Origin of the sequence: Streptomyces sp. 71268, from assembly GCF_029392895.1 — a bacterium.
In the GTDB taxonomy this organism is placed as follows: Bacteria; Actinomycetota; Actinomycetes; order Streptomycetales; family Streptomycetaceae; genus Streptomyces.
Genome location: NZ_CP114200.1, coordinates 2,070,931 through 2,095,581 on the forward strand (window position 1 = coordinate 2,070,931; position 24,651 = coordinate 2,095,581).

Below are 24,651 nucleotides of genomic sequence, written 5' to 3' on the forward strand. Positions count from 1 at the left end.
CGTCAGCGGACGGGGCGGTGGACGGTGGGTACACGGGCGGGTCCTGGTGTGGTGTCGGCGATCCAGGGGCCGTCGCCGCTGGGGTCGAGGATGCCTTCCTCGACCCAGGTGTAGGCACCGCCGAGTACGCCTGAGGCCACTTTGCGGTCCAGAGCGTCGGTGTTGCTCCACAAGCGTCCGAACAACTCCTCGACACGCACGCGGGACTGCTGGCAGAAGGCGTCGGCGAGCCGATACGCCTCGGCGCCGTGCGCCCCGTCCAGCCGTAGCCGCTCGGCGCGTACGCAGGCGGCGCTCATCGCGAACAATTCGGCGCCGATGTCGACGATGCGCCCGAGGAAGCCCTGCTTGGCCTCCAGTCGGCCCTGCCAGCGCGACATGCCGTAGAAGGTGGAGCGGGCTAGTTTGCGTGCGCCGCGCTCTACGTAACGCAGGTGGCAGGCGAGGTCCTGGTGCCCGGGTGAGTGGAACTGCGCGTACGAGCGCGGAAGCTGGCCCGCACCCGCCACGAGTCGAGGCAGCCAGCGGGCGTAGAAGCCGCCCGCCTTCGCGCCTGCCTTGGCCTTGTCACGGAGCGGCGTATCCGGGGCGATCAGGTCGCCCGCCACCGACAGATGTGCGTCGACGGCCTCGCGTGCGATGAGGAGGTACATGATCTCCGTGGACCCCTCGAAGATCCGGTTGATCCGCAGGTCGCGTAGAACCTGTTCGGCGGGCACCGCACGCTCGCCTCGTGCGGCGAGCGAAGCCACGGTCTCGAACCCGCGACCGCCGCGAAGCTGCGCCAGTTCGTCGGCCATCAGCCAGCCCATCTCCGCGCCGTACAGTTTGGCGAGCGCCGCCTCGATGCGGATGTCGATGCGGTCTTCGTCGGCCATGTGGGACGACAAGTCGACAACGGCCTCCAGGGCGAACGTCGTCGCGGCGATGAAGGCGACCTTCGATCCCACGGCCTCATGCCGGCCGATCGGTTTGCCCCACTGCTCCCGGGCGGCCGACCACTCCCCGGGCGATCTTCAGGCACCACTTTCCCGTGCCGACGCACATGGCGGGCAGCGACAGGCGCCCCGTGTTGAGGGTGGTGAGGCGATCTCAGGCCGGCGCCCTCGGGCCCGATACGGTGCCGGGTCGGCACGCGGACGTGGTGGAACCGCGTGACGCCGTTCTCGATGCCGCGCAGCCCCATGAAGGCGTTCCGGTTCTCGACGGTGACCCCGTCGGCCGCGGCTCGACGACGAAGGCGGTGATGCCGCCCTGGTGGCCGTCGCCCGCCGGCACCTGGCCATGACGACGAGGAGGTCGGCGACGACGCCGTTGGTCGTCCACAGCTTGACGCCGTCCAGTACGTAGTCCTCGCCGTCCGGCACCGCGGTGGTCGCCAGTCGCGCCAGGACGGAACCGACATCGGGCTCGGTCAACAGGAACGCCGAGATGTCGGTACGGGCGCACCGTGGCAGGAAGACGTCGCGTTGCTCCTGCGTACCGAACATCTTCAGCGGCTGCGGCACCCCGATGCACTGGTGCGCGGAGAGCAGCGCCGCAATGGCGGGACTGACGGAACCGACCAGCGCCAGGGCCCGGTTGTAGTAGACCTGGCTGAGGCCGAGCCCGCCGTACTAGGTGCCGATCTTCATGCCAAGGGCGCCGAGCTTCTTGAGACCGTTGATCGTCTCGTCGGGGATGCACGTTTCGCGCTCGATCCGAGCACTGTCGACCCTCGTCTCGCAGAACGTCCGGAGCTTGGCGAGGAACTCTTCGCCGCGCTGGACGCTCTCGGCCGAGAGCGCTGGATACGGGTGGATGAGGTCGAGCCGGAAACGGTCGAGGAACAGTTCCTTGGCGAAGCTCGGCTTGCGCCAGGTCGCTTCCCGGGCGGCTTCCGCGACCTGGCGCGCCTCGCGCTCGGACACGGCCGGGGGTGTCGGGGGCGTCGGCGGGGGCGTTGCGGATGGAGCGGTCATCGGGAACTCACCTCGCCGCGTCGTGGGGCCGGAGTAGACGGGGCGACCATCCGCGCGGGGCCCCCGGATGCCTGCCCCGTGGCCGGTGGAGCGCCATCCCGTTCTGCTGGTCGGCGTGTACCCGATCTCAACACCCCGTATCGGCCGGCGCGCCTCAGCCCGACGGACGGCGTAACGGATGCCGGCACGGCGGGCTTCGGGGGCGCGAAGCGGCGGGGACAGCAGGGTGATGCGGGCGGGTCGCGAGACGCGTTACGGGGCGAGTGGCGTGGTTTCGGCGGCGCCAAGTGACGGGGCGCGAGGCGGCACGCCGCGTTGGAGAGAGCGGCGGGGAGGGGGCGTGGGGCGCCGGCCCCGTCCCGGGCACGGAGCACGGAGCACGGAGCACGGAGCACGGAGCACGGAGCGATGGTCCTGCCGGGGCACGGGGCACGGGGCACGGGGCACGGGGCACGGGGCACGGGGCACGGGGCACGGGGCCAGCGTGCGGGAGCCGGAGGGGGCACGGGGGTGGGGCGCGGCAGGGGGCGGAGTGGGCAGGGGCCCGGACGCGAGCGGTGCCTCATCGCGCGGGGCGTTGGGAACGGAGCGACGGCTGGAGCGAGGTGTTCACTCCAGCCGTCGCCTGCACCGCCATGGTGACTTCGGCGCCAGTTCCTCGATGCCGAGCCTGCCGTCGGCCTCGTACTGAACTGTCGAACCGCCGAATCGCCCTACAGGTCGATGCCGGTGAACACCATGACGCGCTCGTAGGTGTAGTCGTCCATGGCGAAGCGGACGCCTTCGCGTCCGACGCCGGACTGCTTGGCGCCGCCGTACGGCATCTGGTCGGCCCGGTAGGAGGGAACATCGCCGATGATGACGCCGCCGACCTCCAGCGCGCGGTGCGCGCGGAAGGCGGCTCGGGTGTCGTGCGTGAAGACGCCCGCCTGCAAGCCGTACTTGGAGTCGTTGACGGCCTGGAAGGCCGCGTCCTCACCGTCGACCTTGTGGAGCGTCAGCACGGGGCCGAAGATCTCCTCGCGGGCGAGGGTGGTGTCGGCGGGGACGTCGGCGAGGACGGTCGGGGCGTAGGAGGCTCCGTCGCGCTTGCCGCCGGTGAGCAGCGTGGCCCCGCCCCGTACGGCCTCTTCAACCCAGGATTCGACGCGCTTCGCGGCGTCCTCGCTGACCAGTGGGCCGACCTCGGTGGCCTCGTCTGAGGGGTCGCCCGTGACCTGCGCCTCGACGGCGGCCACGACCTTGGGGACGAGCCGTTCGTACAGCGACGCGTCCGCGATCACGCGCTGGACGGAGATGCAGGACTGGCCGCCCTGGTAGTTGGAGAACGTCGCGATGCGGGTCGCGGCCCAGTCGAGGTCCGCCTCGGAGGCGAAGTCCGGGAGGACGACGGCCGCCCCGTTGCCCCCGAGTTCCAGCGTGCAGTGCTTGCGCGGCACCGACTCCATGATCGCGTAGCCGACCTTGTCGGAACCCGTGAAGGAGATGACCGGCAGCCGCTCGTCCTGCACCAGTGCGGGCATGCGGTCGTTGGGTACGGGCAGCACCGACCAGGAACCCGCCGGGAGGTCGGTCTCGGCCAGCAGCTCGCCGAGCAGCAGAGCCGACAGCGGAGTGGCGGGTGCGGGCTTCAGGATGATCGGCGTGCCGACGGCGATCGCCGGGGCGACCTTGTGCGCGCAGAGGTTCAGCGGGAAGTTGAACGGGGCGATGCCCAGCACGGTGCCGCGCGGGAAGCGACGCGTGAGCGCCAGCCGCCCGACCCCGCCGGCGTCGGTGTCCAGGCGCTGGGCCTCCCCGCCGTTGAACCGGCGGGCCTCCTCCGTCGCGAAGCGGAACACGGAGATCGCCCGCCCAACCTCGCCACGGGCCCACTTCATGGGCTTGCCGTTCTCGGCGGAGATGAGTTGAGCGATCTCCTCGGTGCGCTCGGCAAGGCGCTTCGTCACGTGGTCGAGGGCGGCGGCCCGCACGTGCGCGGGGGTGGCCGAGAACTCGGCCTGCACCGCTACGGAGGCGGCCACGGCCTCCTCGACCTGGGCCTCGGTGGGAATGCTCACGGTGCCGACGAGCCGGTTGTCCCAGGGGGACGTGACGTCGAAGGTGTCCTCGCCGGTCGCCGCGCGGCCAGCGAGCCAGAAAGCGTGGGTGGCAGATTCTTGAGTGACTGACACAGCGAATCCCGGCCCTTCTGATTGATGGAGGTGGTGCGGTTAGTGATCGCAGAACGAGTGCTAGACGGCCGGCGGCGGTACGGGGCGGCCATCGCCGACCGGCCCCGGCACCGCTCAGCCTCGCCCGGGCCGAACGGCGCAGTTCAGCCCGCATCGCCTGCGCCCTGGGCAGACGGACCACGTACCGGAGTGCTGACACACGCTCTGCCCACACCGTAGGGGCGAATCACGCGTACGGCGTTTGTCCGACCCGTAGCACTGCCCGCCCGCCTCGTGCCGGATTGGCACGTGCGGACTGCTCCGTGGGGCTACATGGGCGCTCTCTTCGCGTTCCGTCGTGGAGGCGACCGTCAGGCACGGGGCACGGGGCACGGGGCACGGGGCACGGGGCACGGGGCACGGGGCAACGCGCGAAGGCGGCGTGCGGGCACGGGGACATTCGAGATTGGCCCGCTCGGCAACGCGTCACGCACCTCGGCGTCTGCCGTACGGGCCTTGCCAGCTCCAATGCCGTCAGCGCGCTCGCGGTCCCTTGGTGGGCGGTCACTGGTCAGCCGTACAGCGACCCGCGTGCGCGGCTACATGCCGGTGGCCTTCAGGGCCAGCCAGAGTTCCATGCGGACGTCGGGGTCGTCGAGCGAGCGGCCGAGGATCTCCTCGACTCGGCGCATGCGATAGCGCAGCGTGTGGCGATGGACCCGGAGTTCGGCGGCCGCGGCGTCCCACTGGCCGTGCCGGGAGAGCCATGCCCGGAGGCTCGCCACGAGGTCGCCCCGTCCCGTCGCGTCGTGGTCGTACAGCGCGCGGAGCAGGCCGTCGGCGAAGGCCCGTACGGCGTCGTCGGCGAGGAGCGGCAGCACCGAACCGGCGGCGACCTGTTCGTGTTCGACGAGTACGCGACCGCGGCGGCGAGCCACGGAGAGGGCTTGCTCAGCCTGCCGGTAGGCGGTGGCCGCTGCCGTGGGGCCGGCGGGGGCGGAAAGTCCGATGACGAGGCCGTCGTCCGCTGGAGCGCTGCCCCGGGCGCGGGGGCGCGCCGTACCGCCGCGGCGTGCCTCGGCCGCCTCGGCGTGCTCCGCGCACGCCCTGACCGCCGCTCCCCCATCAGTGGCGAGCACGATCAGGCGCGCCCCGTCCGGCACGATGAGCACGGCCTCCCCGGTGCGTGCGGTCGCCGCCTCGATGGTGTCCACGAGCGAACCGAGCGGATCGGCCGGCGCCGTGGCCGGCGCGCCGCCGGAGAGAGAGGCGGCGGAGCTGAGCGGCTGTGCCGGGGGCGTTGCCATGAGCGGGAGGTCGTCCACGGTCGGCGGGGCGCCGGACGCCGCCGCATCGGACGCCGCCCCGTGAGCCTCCTGCGCGGTGCCGGGTTCCGCGGTCGGCGCGGCATGAGCTTCCCTCGTGGCAGAGGCGGCGGAGGGGGACGGAGCGGCGGACGGGGCCGCCGTGTCGGCCCCGTGGGGCGCCGACGGGGCCGCGTGCGGCGTGCTGGCCGGCCCCTCGGCGACGAGCACGCGGAACGGGGCGTCGAGCAGTTCGCCGTAGAGCTGGCCCGCCACGGCCCGCGCGTGGTCGGGCTCACCAGCGAGGAGCATGCGGAGCAGGGCCGCCCCGAGTCGTTGTTCGGCCTCGCGCAGCGCACGGGAGCGCTCCGTGGTGAGGGTGAGCAGGGCGACCGCAGAGTGGACGGCGTACCGTTCCGCGGTGCCCAGCGGCGCCCCCGTGCCCACGGCGAGGACGCCCCGGGTGCGCCGGCCGATGCCCAGCGTCTGGAGCTCTACCCGGTCGGCCACCTCCTCCTCACCCCCGTCCGCTCCGCCGCCCCCGACGACGGCACTGGCGGGGGCGGCTCGCTCACGGAGCCGCTCGACGTCGCTGGTGAGCTTGGCCGCACGGCGCGCCGCCCAGTCGGGCGCGGAGCCGATGAGCGTGCCGGAGGCGTCGTAGAGGGCTGCCCAGCCGTTGAGGTGGGCGGCGAGTCTGGCCAGCAGCGCCGTGGGGCCCTCGGCGCCGATGGCGGCGCGGGTCAGCTCGCGCTGTGCTTCGAAGCCCGCGGTCACGGCGCGGTACTGGTCGGCGGCGATGGCGGCCGAGACGACCTTGCTGATCGCGATGAACGGGGTACGGCGCGGGACGCCGAGCAGCGGCAGTCCGGCCTCGCTGGCGGCCCGTACCAGGGCCGTCGGGACCTGCTCGTAGTTGACGCCGACCGCGAAGCCGAGGCCGACGACGCCCGCGTCGACGAGCCGCCGCACGTAGCGGCGCATCGCCTCGGGATCTTCCGCGTCCAGCTTCATCGCGGTGATCAGCAGCAGTTCGCCGCCGTCCAGGTACGGCACGGGGTCGGGGAGCTCGCTGACATGCGCCCACCGCACGGGCGTGTCCAGCCGCCCCTCACCCGCGAGCACGGTCAGCTTCAGGGTGGAGTGGTGGACGAGTGAGGCGAGCGTGGGAGGCATGTCACCTTCGTTACGGCTTCGGGCGGCTTCGCTTCGGCGGGATGCGAAGAGTGCGCCGTCTCGTACGAACGGCTCCTTCCGATTCTGCCTCAATGGAGGAAAGCGCAGGTATCCCGTGTGCGGTAGGGGAGACGGGCAGGGGGTCAGGCCCCTGCCCGCGCACCCTCAGCGGGGGTCGGTGATCAACCGTTCAGGTTGACCAGCACGGGTGGGGCGCTGTGGCCGCGTACGGAGGTCAGCGACAGCACGGCGTGCCCGGGCGGTACCGCGTGCGCGAGCTCCGATGCCGACCAGCGCTCCCGCTCCACCGTCCGTACGGTCACCGACTGCGCGGTCGCGGCCTTGCCCGTCGCGACCCGGCGGATGAAGTGCAGCACCTTGGTCAGGGGCTCGTCCGAGATGATCTGCCGGTCGGTGACATCGCGCGTCTCCACCCACTCCTTGCCCCACACCTCGGCGAAGTGCGCCCCGTCCCACGTCGTCAGCCCGGCGTACGCCATGCGACAGCCCACCGCGCCGAGCAGGGCACTGCGCAGGGCCTGCGGCACGTCGTCGAGGGTACGGAGGGTGAGGACCGCGCCGGCGTTGGCCGAGCGCAACCGCTGAATGGCGCGCAGGGCCTCCGGGGTGACGGTGTGGGAGGCGTCATCGAGAACGAGGCAGGCGAACAGTGACCGGTCAGCGCGGCTGACGGCGCTTTCGGCGAACTGCGCCAGGACGAGGCGCGCGAGCAGCCGAGAGGCTTCGGCGTAGCCCCGCTCCGGTAGGTCGATGCGCACCCGCACCGGATGTTCCAGGGCGCGCAGCGAGAAGGGGCGGCTGGCTCCGTCGGTCTTGAAGAAGTGCGCGAAGGCGGGTCGGTCGAGGAGCGCGAGTCGCTCGGCGAGCACGGTGCCGATGTCGCCGGGCCGGGCGGCCTGACGCTCCCTGGCGTCGAGTTCGCGGGCCTGCGCCTGCTGCCCGGTGGCTTCGAGCACCTTACGGAGCGCCAGCAAGGCCGCCGGCGCGCCTTCCAGGAGCTCGCGCAGTTCGAGAACGGACGGGAAACGGCCGTGCGCCGCCCGGAAGGGGCCGAGGAGCTGTGCGATGGCGGTGCTGGCGCGCTGGCTCTCCCCGCCGGGCAGGGTGAGCGTCAGGTCGCCGAGCAGCGCTTCGGCCAACATGCCGCCTGCCTCGTCCGCGTCGGCGGCCCCGCCGTACAGGTCCAGGTCGTATGCCGAGTCCGGCCGCCCGATCTTCACCACGACGTCGAACGCCTCGTCCGGCCCCAGGCCGGCTCCGGCGGCCCCGACCACCACGACCGCGGCCTGGCCAGCGAGCGCCTGCAGGCACAGCGCCTCCACGACGGGGCCCACCAGCCGCGCCGTCTTCCCGGCCCCGGGCGGCCCGACCGCCAGCAGGGACGTCCCGAGCACCCCGGGATCGACGGCCAAGCCGACGCCACGGTGCTGGTACGGGTTACGCGGGTCGTCGGCGGCGGTGCCCAGCCGCACCTGGCGAACGGCCAGGTCGTGGCGGGCGATCCGCACCGGCAGGTCCCGCGCCCCGGAGGGGTGCGCCCACGCGGCGGCACCTTGGCGCATGACGGTGTCGGTGAAGGCCGTCAGCCGGCCGGGCTGGGTGCGTGCGGAGGTCCACGCCTGCGCGATTCGGGCGTGATCCACGTCGTTCATCAGCCCCGCGCGGGCGTCGTGCGCCAACCGATCGGCGGCATCCCGCGCCCCGGCCTGCCGCAGCTCGGGCCACTCGGCCGGATCGGCTTCGGGGGTGGCGGGGGGGCGAGAGGGATCGGTGTTCTGGTCCTTCATGGCGCGGAGCAAGGGGGCGAAGAGGCGGCGCAGGAGTTCGGGCCAGTGGCCTACGCGGCCGAAGATGAAGGCCAGGGCTGCCCAGATCAACCAACGGTAGATCCGCGCCGCCCACAGTCCGATCGCCGACGACTTGTCGTACCACGACTCGGGGGTGAGGAGGACGAGAGGCAGGCGCCAGTAGTTCCCCAGGTAGTGGTTCGACAACAGTTCCCACACCAACCAGGCGCACAAGAAGGCCACCACAGCCCCGCCCATCAGCCTCGGAGTAGGGACCCGATCCGGCTCCTCCGGAGGCTTGGGGCGATACCCGAACGCCCAGATGCCTGGCTCCGCGAGTCGCCGCGGGGTACGCAGCCACTCCAGGAACGGGTGCTGTGCCGGCGGTGCCCCGGGCGGGGCGACTGGCACGGGAGGGGCCGCTGGAGCCGGAGCCACGTTCGGTGGGCCGGGAAGGTACGGCTGGCCACCGACAGGCGGCATCCCCCCAGGCATCGGGCTCGCCGCAGTCGGCGGGGGCGCGGTGGGTGGGGCGGGCACCTCAACGGCACGCTGGGGTACACCCTGCTGCTGCGGGCCCCCTGACGGGTGTGGAGACCCAGGAGGCTGAGCCGGGAGCGGGACGGCCATCGGGACGGGCGGCGGCGTGGGCTCGCCGCCAGGTCCAGCCGACGACGAAGGCCGTAGCGGTGCGCCCTGGCCATCCGCCCCCCTCACCGAATCAGCGGGCCAACGGGGCGGCTGATGCCGATCGGTCGGGGGTGGCACGGCGTCCCGCCGCGCGCCGCGTGCGTCGTAGGTGCCCTCGGTATCCATCCGCTTTCCTAGCCCCCTGGCCTGACCTGCCGACTACCCACACTCGATTACCCGCCACGCCGCACGGACCACGCCCTCGGCACGTCGCCGTGCGGCGACCGGCGCCCGACAACGGTGCGCCGTCTGGTCCCGTCACCGCCCCGCTGCTCCAGCCGCAGCGACTCAGCCATTCCCCACTCCCCTGGCGCTGCGGCACCGCTCCACACGCTCCGTCGCACCACCACTACGGCCGCGTGCCGGCCTGCGCCGCCGCTCAACGCGCTGGACGGCGAACGCTGGCGAGCCACGCCGCCAGTTCTGCAACGCCTCACCCCCCGCAGGAGGCTCCGCTGTACGGCACTGCCACGGCGCACTGCCGCCCCGCCGCACCGTAACTACCGAATCGCACGCGGGACCCCATGCTCCATACCCCACCGCCACCCCCGCGTTGTCCACCGCTGCACACCAGCCCCAACAGCCCGTCACAGCCCATCGGCACCCCACACGCCGGCCCAGAGTCCGCACCGAGTCAGCGCCACGAGTCACCCTTCAGCTGTCTCGTCGCCCAATCTAGTGTCCCAGCGCCGGGAGTTCCGTTGCCGCGTCCGGGGGCGCGTTGTTCGCTCCGCTATGTCCGGGCCTCGCGCTATGTCCGCCGCGGACAACGCAACACGCGCACTTCTCCCGAACGGAACATGCCGGGGCCGTGGTGGCGCACCTAGCCTGCGAAGTAAAGCCGCTGTCATTCCCTGCGTACCCCCTGGAGCCCCACATGACCGAACTGTCCGGAGGCCCTGCCCTCCCCCAGGAGCGCCGCCTCGTCACCGCCATCCCCGGCCCGAAGTCCCAGGAGCTGCTGGCTCGCAAGGGTGCGGCGGTCGCCGCGGGCGTTGGCAGCGTGCTGCCCGTCTTCGCCGCGCGTGCGGGCGGTGGGGTCATTGAGGACGTGGACGGCAACTCTTTGATCGATTTCGGCTCCGGTATCGCCGTAACGTCGGTCGGTTCCAGTGCCGAAGCGGTCGTACGTCGAGCCTCGGCGCAACTCGCCGACTTCACTCACACCTGTTTCATGGTGACTCCCTACGAGGGCTACATCGCCGTCTGCGAGGAGCTGGCCAAGCTCACTCCCGGTGACCACGCGAAGAAGTCCGCGCTGTTCAACTCCGGCGCCGAGGCCGTCGAGAACGCGGTGAAGATCGCCCGCGCCTACACCAAGCGCCAGGCCGTCGTCGTCTTCGACCACGGCTACCACGGGCGCACCAACCTCACCATGGCGCTCACCGCCAAGAACATGCCCTACAAGCACTCCTTCGGCCCCTTCGCGCCCGAGGTCTACCGGGTTCCGGTCGCCTACCCCTACCGCTGGTTGACCGGCGCGGAGAACTGTGCGGACGAGGCCGCCGCCCAGGCCATCGACATGATCAGCAAGCAGGTCGGGGCCGAGAACGTCGCCGCCATCGTCATCGAGCCGGTGCTCGGCGAGGGCGGCTTCATCGAGCCGGCCAAGGGCTTCCTGCCGAAGATCGTCGAGTTCGCCAGGGATAACGGCATCGTCTTCGTCGCGGACGAGATCCAGTCCGGCTTCTGCCGCACCGGCCAGTGGTTCGCCTGCGAGGACGAGGGCATCGTGCCCGACCTGATCACCACCGCCAAGGGCATCGCCGGCGGTCTGCCGCTCGCCGCCGTGACCGGCCGTGCCGAGATCATGGACGCCGCGCACAGCGGTGGCCTCGGTGGAACCTACGGCGGCAACCCGGTGGCCTGCGCGGCGGCCCTGGGTTCGATCGAGACCATGCGCGAACTCGACCTGAACGCGAAGGCAAAGCGCATCGAGGAGGTCATGAAGGGCCGCCTCAGCGCCATGCAGGAGAAGTTCGAGATCATCGGCGACATCCGTGGCCGCGGCGCCATGATCGCGATCGAGTTGGTGCAGCCGGGCTCCAAGGACCCGAACCCGGGCGCCACCGGCGCCCTGGCCAAGGCCTGCCACGCGGCCGGCCTGGTGGTGCTCACCTGTGGCACGTACGGCAACGTGCTGCGTTTCCTGCCCCCGCTGGTGATCGGCGAGGACCTGCTTAACGAGGGCCTGGACATCCTGGAAGAGTCTTTCGCCCAGCTCTGACCTCGACGGCACAAGCGGCACAAGCCCGCCGCGTCGCCCCGTCCCGCCCTCCCCCCGCCGTACGGAGCCCTCGGTGAGACAGGACGGGGCGGCTGCGGGACCCGCACCGCGCTCGGGGCGGCCGAGGCTTACGGACCCGCACGCCCCACTTGGGCTCGTACGGCGCACACCCGCATGGTCCCTGGACCTGGACCGCAAGCGGGCGGCGAGTGGCGACAATGGAGGCCACAGGGAGCGGTTACGGGGCGGGAACGGAGCGTGCGGGGATGGGCGGACAGCACACGCGGAGGGACAGGCACACCTCGTGAAGAAGATGTGCGAGGGCAATGTCGAGCAAGTGATCCAGCTATCCGCCACGTCGGGCCTGACGTACGGTTCCCGCAGATGAGAGAAACACCCCGCTCGCAGGAGGTTGCGAGCGACGCCGGGCCGGTGCATCCCCAGCCCCGTTCCGGCCGCGCCATGGCGCACACCACTGGAGTCTCTGGCTCTGGATCTCCTCACCGATCGGATGGCCGCCCGCCCCACACCCCCCGGGGCGCGCGGCGCCTCGGTCACTCTGGCGGCCCCGGGACCTCCCCCCTTGTTCCGGGGCTGCCCATTCCTCGTCGCGCGTCCCTAATCATCGTGGGCGGCGCGGTGTTGCTTTTCCTACTCGTCACCTGGCAGGTGGCCGCCCATGGCCCCCTCCGCGCACTCGACGAGCGACTGAGCCACGACACGGCGCGGCACGGGGCCGTGCCGTCCGGATACTCGGTCTCGGCCCTCGTCGATGTCCTGGCCGAGTTCGGCGCGGATTTCGGCGGCGTCGTCGCCGTCCTGCCGCCGCTAGCGGTGACGGTCGCGGTCGCGGCGTGGTGCGGCTACCGCGTACGGCTCCGTCTGTGGTGGCTGCCGCCCCTGACGGCGGCGCTCGCCCTGGGCGCCGTACCCGCGCTCGTCGCCCCGTTGAAGGCATGGCTCGGGCGGCCTGGCCCGGACGGCGCCCCAATTGCATCCGGGAACGGTTACTACCCCTCCGGCCATGCCGCCACTGCCGCCGTCGGCTACGGGGCGGTGCTCCTGCTGATCGCCTTCACCCGGGCCATCACGCGCCCGCCGGCACCGTCGGAAGTGCCGATGACTGCGTCCGGGGCGCCCCCGGCGACAGCGGCCCCCACCGTGCCCCGTACCGCCTGCTGGTGGGGCACGGCCGCGCTGACATGCCTGAACGTGGGCGTCGGCGCGGGCCTGGTACGACGCGGGTACCACTGGCCCCTGGACGTACTGGGCAGTTGGTGCCTGTCCGCCCTGCTGCTGAGTTGCGTCGTCTGGTCGGTAGGGCGGGCGCTCTCCGTCAACCGCCCTGCTCCGGCGCCGGCTCGTGGCCCGCAGCCGCCTCGTGCATCGCCAACTCCAGGGCCACGGGATCGATGAGCGTGCCCGAGCCGTCCGGCGGGCAGATCCACCGCACCCCGCCCGCCGCCCGCCCGGGGTAGGGCACGAGGACCCAACTGCCGCGCCCCGCGCCCCGTACGCCGGTGGCCATCCATCCCGCGGCGGTCCCGGGTGGCACGAAGAATCCGATCCGCGAGGCGCTTAAGTCACCCAGCACGGGGCCGACCGGCCGCATGTAGAGGCGCAGTACCTCGTACGTCCTGCCGCCAAGCTCCCCCGGCATGATGAGAACGTCCCACAGTCGCCCCGCGGGTAGCAGCGTCACGCCTAACGGGTTGCGCCCCCACTCCGCAAGGCAAGTTCCCGCGTCAGGCGCTGCCGCCGCCAGCCACCGCGCCGCATCAGGCGCCCCCGTCTCACTCATACTCTCTGGCCTCTCTCGTTTCACATCGTCGTGCGTGCCAGAGAGAAGAGAGGAGGACCGCGGCTGTTCCTTACTCAATTACTGCTACTAGGACTTGTCCGGCCGATCATGCGACTGCTCCGCCGCCGTGTCGTTGATGTGGACATGGGGCGGGGTGATCTGACGGATGCGGAGTGGGAACGGCTGCGGCCGTTCCTGCCCGTCAGCAACAGGCGTTGTGGCAGGTGGCGGGATCACCGGCAGGTGATCGACGGGATTTTGCACCGGGTGCGGACCGGCGTGCAGTGGCGTGACCTGCCCGAACGGTTCGGCCCGTGGAAGACCGTCTATGAACGCCACCGCATGTGGTCGGCCGACGGAACCTGGGAACGCCTACTCCAGCAGGTTCAGGCCGAGGCGGACGCGGCCGGGGAGATCGACTGGGACATCTCGGTCGACTCCACCATCGTGCGGGCGCATCAACACGCCGCCGGCGCCCGCACCGAACCACCGCCGGCTCCCGCCTCAAAGGGGGAGGCACCGGCAGAACACCAGGGCGAAACTCCGTGGCAGAGTCTGGTGGCCCGCCTGGTGGAGGTGGTGCAGGAGGTGAGGGCCTGGGTCGCTCGCGGGGCGGGTTCACCACCAAGCTCCACCTGAGCGCGGACGGCCGCTGCCGCCCGCTGTCCCTGAGCATCACACCGGGACAGCGGGCGGACTGCACCGAGTTCAAGCCCGTGCTGGAGAAGATCCGCGTCCCGCGGATCGGGCCGGGCAGGCCGCGCAAGAACCCCGACAGCATCGCCGCCGACAAGGCGTACAGCAACGGCCCCTGCCGCGAGTATCTGCGGCGCCGGGGCATCCGGCACACGATTGCGGAGAAGGCCGACAGCCAGGCCGCCCGCCTGCGCAAAGGGTCACGCGGCGGACGGCCACCCGGCTTCGACGAAGAGCGGTACAAGAAACGCAACACCGTCGAACGGGCGATCAACCGGCTCAAGCACGCCAGAGCCGTGGCCACCCGCTACGACAAGCGCGGCTATGTCTTCCTCGGCACCGCGACTGCCGCAACCCTCGTCATCTGGCTCCGCGCATGATCGGCCGGACAAGTCCTAGTTGGTAGTGAGCCGCGCCACTCTCGGCCCGGGTGGGCCGCCCCTCGGCTTGGCGGGCTCTCGTAGAGCGCTTCTCGTCGCCTCGCAAGGAGTACAGAGCGCCGCGCCCCTCGCTGCTCGCTCCGTGCCCCGTGCCCCGTGCCCCGTGCCCCGTGCCCCGTGCCCCCGGGTAGGATCGCCGCTGGTCGCCCCTACCTGCGTGGCTGACACAATCCCGTCCATGGGGCAAGCAAAGATCGGCTCGGACGGCGCGCAAGGGCACAGCGAACCGACGAGTGTGGCGGAACTGGTGGAGCGCGCGGCGCGGGGTGAGCGGTTCAAGTACGTCTTACTTCTGGGGTCACCAGCCGCGCCGGGCTGGCTCCGTAGGCGCCGAGTGCTTCAGCCAGTGGTTCCCGTCCCCTTTCGTCGTGGAGCGGGTCACCTACGCGACGGCTGAGCACTGGATGATGGCGGGCAAGGCCCGACTGTTCGGCGACGCCGAGGCGGAGCGTCGGGCCATCGCCGCTTCGCACCCTGGCCAGGCCAAGGAGATCGGCCGCTCCGTGCGCGGATTCGACGATGCGGTGTGGCGGAAGCGGCGCTTCGAGCTCGTGGTGCGAGGCAGTGTCGAGAAGTTCGGGCAGCACCCGGAGATGCGCGACTACTTGCTGAGTACGGGAGTACGCGTGCTCGTCGAGGCGAGCCCTGTGGACCGCATCTGGGGCATCGGGTTGAGCGCAGACGACGAGCGTGCCGCCGTGCCACGACAGTGGGAGGGGCAGAATCTCCTCGGCTTCGCCCTCATGGAGGCCCGCCGCCGGCTGGTGTAGTCACAGCCAGACGGCCACCGCCGGCACGGGGCGAGGCACATCCTCCAGGAGCACGGGCGCAGCGCGTCCGTACTACGGGGCACGGGGCACGGGGCACGGGGCACGGGGCACGGGGCCTGAGTCTGTACGGACCCGCGCCGGCACGAGAGACAGGCGCCTCGCCGCGCCCTCGCGCGCACCGGCGACCAGGCACCGGCTTCGTCCAGCAGATGAGCCCCCCTGGCTGAGCCCGCTACGCCCCTCTCACCGGCCTCTCCACCAGTACCCGGGCCTGCACCAGGGCAGTGCTGCCGTACGGCTCGTCACGCCGGCCCTCGTCATCGTCGTCGACGCCGGTCATGGTGTAAACGAAGATCATGACCACGCTCGCCGCGCAGGCGGCGATTCCGATGATGATGCCGGCCAGCGCGGCGCCACCGTTGTTCGCCTCACCGCGCCGCGCCTTGCCCCGCCCGAGTGCGCCGAAGATGATCGCCAGCGCGCCCAGGACGATGCCGAAGACGATGCTGAAGAACAGCACAAGCCCGACGATTCCCAGCACCAGTGCGGCGGTGCCCTGTGCGTTGTCCGGCCGCCACGCACCATGGGTCCACCCCGCTCCGTACGGCCCTGGATGCGCATACACCTGCCCCGGATGAGGGTGGCCCGCTCCGTAGCTGGGATAGCTCGGGCCACCGGCCGTGTACGGCCCCTGCCCGTAGCCGCTCGGGACATGGCCGGCCGGACCGTACGGGGCGGCGGCGCCGTGCGCGTAGGCGCTCGGCGTTCCCGGCCCCGTCGGGGCCATCGGCGGCGGAGGGACGGTGCTCGAACCCGCCGCACCGTGGGGCGGCCACCCTGCCGGGTGGTACGCGCCAACAGGCCCGTGCACGCCAGGTCCCGGCGCCCCCACGGGCGGCACAGCCTGCGGCGGAGCCGAGGAGCCCGCCGCACCGTTTGCCTCCGGCGACGTAGCCGCGACATCGCCCGGCGCCGACGGCCGCGGCTGCGGCTGCCCAGGCGTCATCGGGGCAGCCTGGCCCTGCGGCTCAGGGCTGGACGCGGCAGCGGGCGCTGTTTCCGAGCCACCAGATGACGTGGCGGGTGTTGGCTGCTGCTCGTGCTCGTCGGACATATCGCTCCCCCAAGGGCATCTGGTCGTGCCGCGGCCTGTTGCTACGGGGCCCACGCCCCGGTTCTACGATGATCCAAGCGTGCCCCTTCCCGGGCCCCGCCCCCAGGAGGTCTTGTTGTCCGATATCACCGCCTTCATCGCTGGGCTACCGAAGGCCGAGCTCCACGTGCACCACGTGGGCTCCGCCTCTCCCCGCATCGTCGCCGAACTCGCCGCCCGACACCCCGACTCCAAGGTCCCCCAGGACCCGGCGGCGCTTGTCGACTTCTTCACCTTCCGGGACTTCGCGCACTTCATCGAGGTCTACCTCTCCGTCGTGGACCTGATCCGGGACGCGGAGGACGTACGACTCCTGACGTACGAAATCGCCCGGGACATGGCTCGGCAGAACATCCGGTACGCGGAGCTGACCGTCACCCCGTTCAGCTCCATCCGGCGCGGCATAGCCGATGCGGCGTTCGTGGAGGCGATTGAGGACGCGCGCAAGGGAGCCGAGACGGAGCTCGGCGTCTCGCTCCGTTGGTGCTTCGACATCCCCGGAGAGGCGGGGCTGGAGGCCGCGGAGGAGACCACGCGCATGGCGCTGGAGCTCCAGCCCGACGGCCTGCTCAGCTTCGGCCTGGGGGGCCCGGAGATCGGCGTGCCGCGCCCCCAGTTCAAGCCCTACTTCGACCGGGCCATCGCGGCCGGGCTGCACAGTGTGCCGCACGCCGGTGAGACCACGGGGCCGCAGACCATCTGGGACGCCCTCACCGAGCTCCGCGCCGAGCGCATCGGCCACGGCACCTCCAGCACACAGGACCCGAAGCTGCTCCAGTTCCTGGCGGAGCACCAGATCCCGCTTGAGGTCTGCCCGACCTCCAACATCGCCACGCGAGCGGTGACAACGCTGGAGGAACATCCGATCAGAGACATGGTCGCGGCGGGCGTTCTCGTGACCGTGAACACCGACGACCCGCCCATGTTCGGCACGGACCTCAACAACGAGTACGCCGTAGCGGCGCGCCTGCTGGACCTCGACGCTACGGGCGTGGCCGCGCTGGCGAAGAACGCCGTGACCGCGTCGTTCCTCGATGCGGAGGGGAAGGCCAGGCTGACGGCGGAGATCGACGCGTACACGGCGGCAGCGGTGGCCAAGTAGTTCGTACGTGTGAAGGACGAGGGGCACGCCGCATCAACCGCCCCGTGCCCCCTCGGCCGCCCCGTGCCCCGTGCCTCCGGACGCTCCGGCTCCGCCCGGCAAGGTGCCCTGTCCCCGCACGGGGCGGGATCGGTCGCCGCTCCGTGCTCTGGCGCCGCGCGGTCCGGCTCGACGTCCGCTCCGCGCCTCACACGGCCGCCGAGTGGGACAGCGACGACGTCCAAGACGTCCCTGGGCACGGAGCATGGGACGTGGGGCACGGGGCCACAGCGGAGCGGGGGGAAGGCAGCGCGGCAACAATGGAGCGCATGTTCACCAGAACCGCACCACGCGTCAGCAACTTCACCGCCGTAGCCCATCGCGGCGATCCGTACGAGCAGCGCGAGAACACTCTGGCCTCGATCCGCTCCGCGATGCGAGCGGGCGCCGACGCCGTGGAGATCGATGTACGGATCACGCGCGACGACGTGCCCGTCCTGCTGCACGATGCGTCCCTCAAGCGGCTGTGGGGCCACGATCGCCCCCTCGCGAGCCTCACAGCGGACGAGGTGGGGGCGCTCACGGGCGACGGAGTGCCGACCCTGCGGGACGCCCTCGGCGAGTTGGCCAAGAACACTCGCTCGGTGCGCGCCATGATCGATCTGCCCGCTGCCTCAGCCGTGCCCGCGACACTTGCCACGGTGCGCGAGGCCGGCGCATTGGAGCACGTGTACTACTGCGGCAATCTGGCCGCGCTGCGCGCCGTGCGACGCGCGGAACCCGACGCGGAGATCGCCTTCACCTGGACGACGCTCGCCCCGCCACGCCCCGACCTGGTGGCGGAGCTGCGCCCGCGGTGGCTGAACTACCGGTTCGGCATCGTGTCCCCTGCGCTGGTAGAGCGGGCGCACGCCGACGGCATCCTGGTGTCCGCCTGGACGGCGGACACCAAGCGCACGATGCGGCGCTTGCTCCGCGCAGGCGTGGACGGCATCACCACCAACCGCATCAGCACACTGCGCGCGTTGATCGGGCAGGGAGCGGCCAGCGGCCGGTGAGGCACGTTATCGATGGCGCCGGCGGACCGTAGTCACGTACGACCTCGCACGCGCCACTGGCTGACGGCAAGCCGGCGCCGTCGATACGAAGGGACCTACTCGCGGCCCCAGGCCCTGCCTACGGTGCCGCAGCCCTGGCCTCATCCTCACGGCGTCCCGGGGACTTCGTACGAGAGCCTCGCGTCACCGCGGGGCCGGCTCCGCGCACCGTTGCAGGGGGGGGCGGCCGCCCCGTGCCCCGTGCCCCGTGCCCCGTGCCCCGTGCCCCCAGGCAGGATCACCGCTCCGTGCCCCGTGCCCCGTGCCCCGTGCCCCGTGCCCCGTGCCCCCAGGCAGGATCACCGCTCCGTGCTCCGTGCTCCGTGCTCCGTGCTCCGTGCTCCGTGCTCCGTGCTCCGTGCTTCCAGCATGAAGCCCCGGCCTCGTCAGGCGCCCCGTCCCCAGGCGACCACGCAGCCGGCCTCGCGGCTCGCCTCCATCGCTGTCGCCCCGCTCCCCCGCCGCCAGCCCTCAGCCCCGCCGAAACTCGCCCCACCCACGAACACAGCGCGCCCACCTCCCACAGCGCCCCCGCGCAGCCTGATCGCCATACCTCACACAGCACGACGGGCCGGCCTGTACGGCATCCCGTACGCGACCGACCCGCCGCCGACACACGCCGCAGTGCTCCCGAGCCGCGCCACCGCCAAGCAGGCGGTATCGCGTTCGCGCCCGCGCGCCGTGTTACTGAGCCACGCCCGCCAGCGAGGCACCCACCAGCACCCAGCCTCCAGCGTCCGGCCAGCCAGCCGTCGCCAGCACGCACCCACGGCGACAGCCGGCCCGCCGGTCACCGACGGGGCACGCGGCTCCGCCCCGTGTCCGCAGACCACCGGGCGAAGAGCCGCGCCCGGCCGCGCGCAGCGCGCCGTTGTTCAGCCGTCCAGCGACGTCATGACGTGCTTCACGCGCGTGTAGTCGTCGAAGCCGTACGCGGACAGGTCCTTGCCGTAGCCCGACTTCTTGAAGCCGCCGTGAGGCATTTCCGCCACGAGCGGGATGTGCGTGTTGATCCACACGCAGCCGAACTCCAACGCCTTGGACAGGCGCATGGCGCGCGCGTGGTCCTTCGTCCAGACGGACGACGCCAGGGCGTACTCGACGCCGTTGGCGTAGCTGATGGCCTGTTCCTCGTCGGTGAAGGACTGGACGGTGATGACGGGGCCGAAGACCTCGTTCTGAATGATCTCGTCGTCCTGCTTCAGGCCGGAAACGACGGTGGGGGCGTAGAAGTACCCCTTGTCACCGACGCGCTGGCCGCCCGTCTCCACCTTGGCGTGGGCCGGAAGCCGGTCGATGAAGCCGGAAACCTGGGCGAGTTGGTTGGCGTTGTTCAGCGGGCCGTAGAGCACGTCCTCGTCGTCCGGCGCGCCTGTCTTGATCTCGGCGGCAGCCTTGGCCAGAGCCGCGACGAACTCGTCGTGGATGGACTCGTGCACCAGCACGCGGGTCGCGGCAGTACAGTCCTGGCCCGCGTTGAAGAAACCCGCCGTCGAGATGTCCTCGACGGCCTTGGCCATGTCCGTGTCCTCGAAGACGACGACGGGGGCCTTCCCGCCGAGCTCCAGGTGGACCCGCTTGATGTCCTTGGACGCGCTCTCGGCGACCTGCATGCCCGCGCGTACGGAACCGGTGATGGAGACCATGGCGGGGACCGGGTGCTCGACCATGCGGCGGCCCGTGTCGCGGTCGCCGCAGACGACGTTGAAGACGCCCTTGGGGTGGCCGAGATCCGCCAGTACGCCACCGATGATTTCGGCCATCAGAACGGTCGACGCCGGGGTGGTGTCCGACGGCTTCAGGACGACCGTGTTGCCTGCCGCGAGGGCGGGGGCGAACTTCCAGACGCCCATCATCATCGGGTAGTTCCACGGCGCCACCTGTGCGCAGACACCGATTGGTTCGCGGCGGATGAAGGACGTCAGCCCTTCCATGTACTCGCCCGCCGAGCGCCCCTCCAGCATGCGCGCCGCCCCCGCGAAGAAGCGGATCTGGTCGACCATCGGCGGGATCTCCTCGGTCCGCGTGAGGCCGAGCGGCTTGCCGGTGTTCTCCGACTCGGCCGCGATGAGTTCCTCCGCGCGCTCCTCGAACGCGTCGGCGATCTTGAGGAGGAGCTTCTGCCGCTCGGCCGGCACCACGTCCCGCCACGCCGGAAAGGCGGCCTCGGCAGCCGCCATCGCGGCGTCCACATCCGCCGCGCCAGACAGTGGAGCGGTGGCGTACGCCTCCCCGGTGACCGGGTTGACCACCTCGGTGGTCCGCCCGTCAGCGGCGTCCTGGAACTCCCCGTCGATGTAGTTGCGCAAACGACGCAGCTCGGTGGTCACAGCCACCCCTCCCTGCCTGGTGTCCGATAGGTGAGACACCCACCCTAGCCTCCCGGGTGACGCTTTCGACATACCCACTCGCCGAAAACTGCGGAATCAGCACGCTCCACGGACCCAGACAACGAATTCCGGCAAACTTGGGTTGCGACACGGTCGAGTCCTCGTGCACAGTGAGGGACGTGGCCACACCTGACAAGCGCAGTTCGCCCTCGATCGACGCCGTCTCCCTGGCGATCATCGAGCAACTCCAGGAAGACGGGCGCCGTCCGTACGCCGCGATCGGCAAGGCCGTGGGCCTGTCCGAGGCGGCCGTCCGACAGCGCGTCCAGAAGCTGCTCGACCAGAACGTCATGCAGATCGTCGCCGTCACCGACCCGCTGACCGTCGGCTTCCGACGCCAGGCCATGGTCGGCATCAACGTCGAAGGCGACGTCGATCCGGTGGCCGACGCCCTGACGGCCATGGACGAGGTGGAGTACGTCGTCGTCACCGCCGGTTCCTTCGATCTCCTCATCGAGATCGTCTGCGAGGACGACGACCACCTCCTGGAAATGATCAACAAGCGGATTCGCACGCTGCCCGGCGTGCGCTCCACCGAGAGCTTCGTCTACCTCAAGCTCCGGAAGCAGACCTACACCTGGGGAACGAGATAGCCATGAGCGCCGACGCCGGCACAGAAACCGCCAACGCACGCCACTCCAAGACCGCTTACGACCACTTGTGGATGCACTTCACCCGCATGGCGTCGTACGAGAACGCCCCCGTGCCCACCATCGTGCGCGGCGAAGGCACCTACATCTACGACGACCAGGGCAAGCGCTACCTCGACGGCCTGGCCGGACTCTTCGTGGTGCAGGCGGGACACGGCAGGGCGGAACTCGCCGAGGCCGCGCGCAAGCAGGCGCAGGAGCTCGCGTTCTTCCCGGTGTGGAGCTACGCCCACCCGAAGGCGATCGAACTCGCCGAGCGGCTCGCGCACCACGCCCCCGGCGACCTCAACAAGGTCTTCTTCACGACCGGCGGCGGCGAGGCGGTCGAGACGGCGTGGAAGCTGGCGAAGCAGTACCACAAGCTGACCGGTAACCACACCAAGTACAAGGTCATCTCCCGCGCCGTCGCCTACCACGGCACGCCCCAGGGCGCCCTGTCCATCACGGGACTGCCCGCCCTCAAGGCGCCGTACGAGCCCCTGGTGCCCGGCGCGCACAAGGTGCCCAACACCAACATCTACCGGGCACCGCTGCACGGCGATGACCCGGAGGCGTTCGGTCGCTGGGCCGCCGACCAGATCGAGCAGGAGATCCTCTTCGAGGGGCCGGAAACGGTCGCCGCCGTCTTCCTGGAGCCCGTCCAGAACGCCGGCGGCTGCTTCCCGCCGCCGCCCGGCTACTTCCAGCGGGTTCGGGAGATCTGCGACCAGTACGGCGTGCTGCTCGTCTCCGACGAGGTCATCTGCGCCTTCGGCCGCCTCGGCACGATGTTCGGGTGCGACAAGTTCGGCTACGTGCCGGACATCATCACCTGCGCCAAGGGCATGACCTCCGGCTACTCGCCCATAGGCGCCGCGATCGTCTCCGACCGGATCGCCGAACCCTTCTACAAGGCCGACAACACCTTCCTGCACGGCTACACCTTCGGCGGCCACCCCGTCTCGGCCGCCGTCGCGCTCGCCAACCTCGACATCTTCGAACGCGAGGGCCTCAACCAGCACGTGCTCGACAACGAGAGCGCCTTCCACTCCACCCTCTCCCGCCTCAACGACCTCCCGATCGTCGGTGACGTACGCGGAAACGGCTTCTTCTACGGCATCGAACTCGTCAAGGACAAGGCAACCAAGGAGTCGTTCACCGACGAGGAGTGCGAGCGGCTCCTGTACGGCTTCGTCTCCAAGAAGCTGTACGAGAACGGCCTCTACTGCCGCGCCGACGACCGTGGCGACCCCGTCATCCAGCTCTCGCCGCCCCTCATCGCCGACCAGGCCACGTTCGACGAGATCGAGCAGATCGTGCGGAGCGTACTGACGGAGGCGTGGCAGAAGATCTGACCGGCGCTGCGGGGTACGACGTACGAACGGTACGGGGCAGGGCGGAGCGAACGGACGGGGCACGGGGCGGTGGGCCTGGCCGGGCGAGATCGGGCCGGGCCGACGGGGCGCGGATACGGTAAGCCGCTTCCGTGCCCCGTGCCCCGTGCCCCGTGCCCCGTGCCCCGTGCCCCGTGCCCCGTGCCCCGTGCCCCGTGCCCCGTGCCCCCAGGCAGGATCACCGCTCCGTGCTCCGTGCTCCGTGCTCCGTGCTCCGTGCTCCGTGCTCCGTGCTCTGTGCTCCGTGCTCCGTGCTCCGTGCTCCCGGCAGGGTCGCCGGCGCGACGGGGCGCGCGACCGCTCAGGAGCACCACCTCGGTAACGAGCGCAACCTGGCGGACCTGCCGGCTCGGCCACAAGATCCCGTGCGGTCCCGCCAGGACTGCCGATCCGCCCCACCAGACCCCAGCACGACCTGCGCCCGTCCGCGTGACGTCCGCTCCCGGGACACCTTCCACTGACCAATGAGTGGCGAGCGCACGTCTGTTCCCCCTCGCGCGCGGGCGCTCGGGCGTACGGCTGATTTGACGGCTGATCGGAGGAATAGCGCGCCTTCAGCGCCGCGCCTGGGCTCCGTTCCCCGCGCGAGTCCCTACCGTTCCAGTGACCGATCGCCATTGTCTTCGTTCACCCAGTCAGGGGAACGCGGACAATCGTCAGCAACCGAGGTACTGCCATGGTGGCTCCGCCCGACAACGATGTGCTGTGGGCGCGCGCCCTCACCTACGCGTACGGTGGCTCGCCCGCGCTGACGGGCGTGTCCCTGGGCGTTCAGGAGGGTGAGATCCTCGCCGTGTCCGGGCCTCGCGGCTCCGGCAAGACCACCTTGTTGCGCTGCCTCTCGGGTCAGCTCCTGCCCGACAGCGGTGAGGTGTGGTTCAACAGCTCGCCCATTCACACCATGTCGGCACTGGCGCGCGAGCGGCTGCGTTGCGAACGCTTCGGGTGGATCGATCCCGAGCCGTGCCTCCTACCGGAACTCAACGCCTGGGAGAACGCCGCACTGCCCCTCATGCTCCGTGGCACGCGCCGTAAGAGCGCCAAGCACGCGGCGCACGAATGGCTGGACCGACTCGACATCGGTGACTGTGCCCGGAGTCGACCTGCCGAGCTCCTGCAGGCCCAGCGGCAGCGCGTGGCCGTCGCCAGGGCGCTCGCCGCAGCACCCGACATCCTCTTTGCCGACGAGCCCACCGCCCCGCTGCACGGCCCCGACCGGGAACAAGTGCTCCGCACCATCACCACGGCGGCCCGTTCGCACGGCATCACCGTGGTGCTCACCGGCCACGGCACCGAGGCCGATGCCCTGGTCGACCGCTCCGTCTCACTCATCGACGGCCGCCGGAGCGGCTCCGTCCCCGCCCATCACGCGGAGGGCAGTGCGGCGTGCTCAGTCTCCGTCTAGTCCTCGGCGCGGGACCGCTGACGCACGTACGGCGGTCGCTGGTGGCTATCGCGTCGGCAGGAGCCGGCTTTCTGCTGCTGTGCTCACTCGGATACGCCCTGGGGCACCCCGACGACACCTCTGACGCCCTTGCCCGACTGCTGTGGTGCGTGGCCCCGCTTGCCACGACCGTCCAACTGGCCAGCGCGGTGGGGCGCGTTGACGCGATCCTCCACCCCGCTCCGGGCATGGCCGGCGCTGGCTGCGGACCGTACAGGCGTGCTCTCCTGACGGCGGCGTCGACGGCCCTGATCTGTTTCGCCGGTAGTGTGCTCGCGTTGATCGCCTTTCTGTCTCTCCGTGGCAGCATCTTCGGCTCGCCCCTCAACGACCCCGTCATCGACGCGTTCGCCGTAGGGCGCCGGCTCCCCGTAGGCGCCGTACTCACCCTCTTGTCGGTAGCGCCTCTCGCCGCCGCAGCGGCCAGCGCGCTCAGC

General features: G+C 71.1%; 13 protein-coding genes and 3 pseudogenes. 9 read left to right on the plus strand and 7 right to left on the minus strand.

Going from position 1 to position 24,651, the window contains the following annotated elements; genetic code table 11:
• Positions 1-2 precede the first annotated feature (2 nt).
• From OYE22_RS07515 to OYE22_RS07530, 4 genes and pseudogenes are all read right to left on the minus strand, one after another.
• Positions 3-1,961, minus strand: a pseudogene (locus OYE22_RS07515) (acyl-CoA dehydrogenase family protein).
• Positions 1,962-2,674: 713 nt separating this feature from the next.
• The gene (locus OYE22_RS07520) at positions 2,675-4,135 is read right to left on the minus strand and encodes an aldehyde dehydrogenase family protein (protein WP_277319686.1); all 1,461 of its coding nucleotides are present in this window, start codon (positions 4,133-4,135) and stop codon (positions 2,675-2,677) included.
• 578 nt (positions 4,136-4,713) lie between these two features.
• Positions 4,714-6,594, minus strand: coding sequence for a PucR family transcriptional regulator (locus OYE22_RS07525; RefSeq protein ID WP_277319687.1), 1,881 nt, complete (start codon positions 6,592-6,594; stop codon positions 4,714-4,716).
• A 182-nt stretch (positions 6,595-6,776) separates the two neighbouring features.
• A complete protein-coding gene (locus tag OYE22_RS07530; RefSeq protein ID WP_277319688.1) occupies positions 6,777-8,885 on the minus strand; it encodes an ATP-binding protein in 2,109 nt (702 codons plus the stop codon).
• A gap of 1,084 nt (positions 8,886-9,969) precedes the next feature.
• Between OYE22_RS07530 and gabT the strand changes: the two genes are divergently transcribed.
• On the plus strand, positions 9,970-11,319 hold the full coding sequence (gene gabT / locus OYE22_RS07535; RefSeq protein ID WP_277319689.1) for a 4-aminobutyrate--2-oxoglutarate transaminase: 1,350 nt from the start codon (positions 9,970-9,972) through the stop codon (positions 11,317-11,319).
• A 639-nt stretch (positions 11,320-11,958) separates the two neighbouring features.
• Entirely contained in the window at positions 11,959-12,735 is a 777-nt protein-coding gene (locus tag OYE22_RS07540) for a phosphatase PAP2 family protein (RefSeq protein ID WP_277319690.1), read from the plus strand.
• On the opposite strand, the gene OYE22_RS07545 is transcribed toward OYE22_RS07540, so the two are convergent.
• Positions 12,656-13,120 (minus strand): hypothetical protein, encoded by a 465-nt coding sequence (locus tag OYE22_RS07545; RefSeq protein ID WP_277319691.1) that lies wholly within the window; start codon positions 13,118-13,120, stop codon positions 12,656-12,658. The genes OYE22_RS07540 and OYE22_RS07545 overlap by 80 nt on opposite strands.
• A gap of 144 nt (positions 13,121-13,264) precedes the next feature.
• Between OYE22_RS07545 and OYE22_RS07550 the strand changes: the two are divergent.
• Together OYE22_RS07550 and OYE22_RS07555 are read left to right on the plus strand one after the other, a co-directional pair.
• Positions 13,265-14,196, plus strand: a pseudogene (locus tag OYE22_RS07550) (IS5 family transposase).
• A gap of 238 nt (positions 14,197-14,434) precedes the next feature.
• Positions 14,435-15,026 (plus strand): annotated as a pseudogene (locus OYE22_RS07555) (NADAR family protein).
• 232 nt (positions 15,027-15,258) lie between these two features.
• Here the strand turns inward: OYE22_RS07555 and OYE22_RS07560 are convergent.
• Positions 15,259-15,567, minus strand: coding sequence for a hypothetical protein (locus OYE22_RS07560; protein ID WP_277319692.1), 309 nt, complete (start codon positions 15,565-15,567; stop codon positions 15,259-15,261).
• 688 nt (positions 15,568-16,255) lie between these two features.
• On the opposite strand from OYE22_RS07560, the gene OYE22_RS07565 reads away from it, so the two are divergent.
• Positions 16,256-17,281: an adenosine deaminase gene (locus OYE22_RS07565; protein ID WP_277319693.1), complete on the plus strand. Its 1,026-nt coding sequence runs from the start codon at positions 16,256-16,258 to the stop codon at positions 17,279-17,281.
• A 308-nt stretch (positions 17,282-17,589) separates the two neighbouring features.
• On the plus strand, positions 17,590-18,318 hold the full coding sequence (locus tag OYE22_RS07570) for a glycerophosphodiester phosphodiesterase (RefSeq protein ID WP_277319694.1): 729 nt from the start codon (positions 17,590-17,592) through the stop codon (positions 18,316-18,318).
• 914 nt (positions 18,319-19,232) lie between these two features.
• On the opposite strand, the gene OYE22_RS07575 is transcribed toward OYE22_RS07570, so the two are convergent.
• The gene (locus OYE22_RS07575; protein WP_277319695.1) at positions 19,233-20,687 is read right to left on the minus strand and encodes a gamma-aminobutyraldehyde dehydrogenase; all 1,455 of its coding nucleotides are present in this window, start codon (positions 20,685-20,687) and stop codon (positions 19,233-19,235) included.
• Positions 20,688-20,866: 179 nt separating this feature from the next.
• Here OYE22_RS07575 and OYE22_RS07580 point away from each other — a divergent pair, with 179 nt between their 5' ends.
• The 3 genes from OYE22_RS07580 to OYE22_RS07590 all read left to right on the plus strand — a co-directional run bounded on the left by OYE22_RS07580 (position 20,867) and on the right by OYE22_RS07590 (position 24,175).
• Positions 20,867-21,340, plus strand: a complete 474-nt coding sequence (locus OYE22_RS07580; RefSeq protein ID WP_277319696.1) for an Lrp/AsnC family transcriptional regulator — start codon at positions 20,867-20,869, stop codon at positions 21,338-21,340.
• Between the two features lie 2 nt (positions 21,341-21,342).
• Complete coding sequence (locus OYE22_RS07585; protein WP_277319697.1) at positions 21,343-22,731, plus strand: aspartate aminotransferase family protein; 1,389 nt, start codon at positions 21,343-21,345, stop codon at positions 22,729-22,731.
• Positions 22,732-23,446: 715 nt separating this feature from the next.
• Positions 23,447-24,175 carry an ATP-binding cassette domain-containing protein gene (locus tag OYE22_RS07590; RefSeq protein ID WP_277319698.1) on the plus strand — a complete coding sequence of 243 codons (729 nt, stop codon included), beginning with the start codon at positions 23,447-23,449 and terminating at the stop codon, positions 24,173-24,175.
• The last annotated feature ends 476 nt before the right edge of the window (positions 24,176-24,651 follow it).

Bases quoted from the DNA above. Each gene is read 5' to 3' on its own strand.
- OYE22_RS07570 (WP_277319694.1), top strand. From the start codon at position 17,590: ATGTTCACCAGAACCGCACCACGCGTCAGCAACTTCACCGCCGTAGCC.
- OYE22_RS07525 (WP_277319687.1), bottom strand. From the start codon at position 6,594: ATGCCTCCCACGCTCGCCTCACTCGTCCACCACTCCACCCTGAAGCTG.
- OYE22_RS07530 (WP_277319688.1), bottom strand. From the start codon at position 8,885: ATGCCGCCTGTCGGTGGCCAGCCGTACCTTCCCGGCCCACCGAACGTG.
- OYE22_RS07585 (WP_277319697.1), top strand. From the start codon at position 21,343: ATGAGCGCCGACGCCGGCACAGAAACCGCCAACGCACGCCACTCCAAG.
- OYE22_RS07590 (WP_277319698.1), top strand. From the start codon at position 23,447: ATGGTGGCTCCGCCCGACAACGATGTGCTGTGGGCGCGCGCCCTCACC.
- OYE22_RS07545 (WP_277319691.1), bottom strand. From the start codon at position 13,120: ATGAGTGAGACGGGGGCGCCTGATGCGGCGCGGTGGCTGGCGGCGGCA.
- gabT (WP_277319689.1), top strand. From the start codon at position 9,970: ATGACCGAACTGTCCGGAGGCCCTGCCCTCCCCCAGGAGCGCCGCCTC.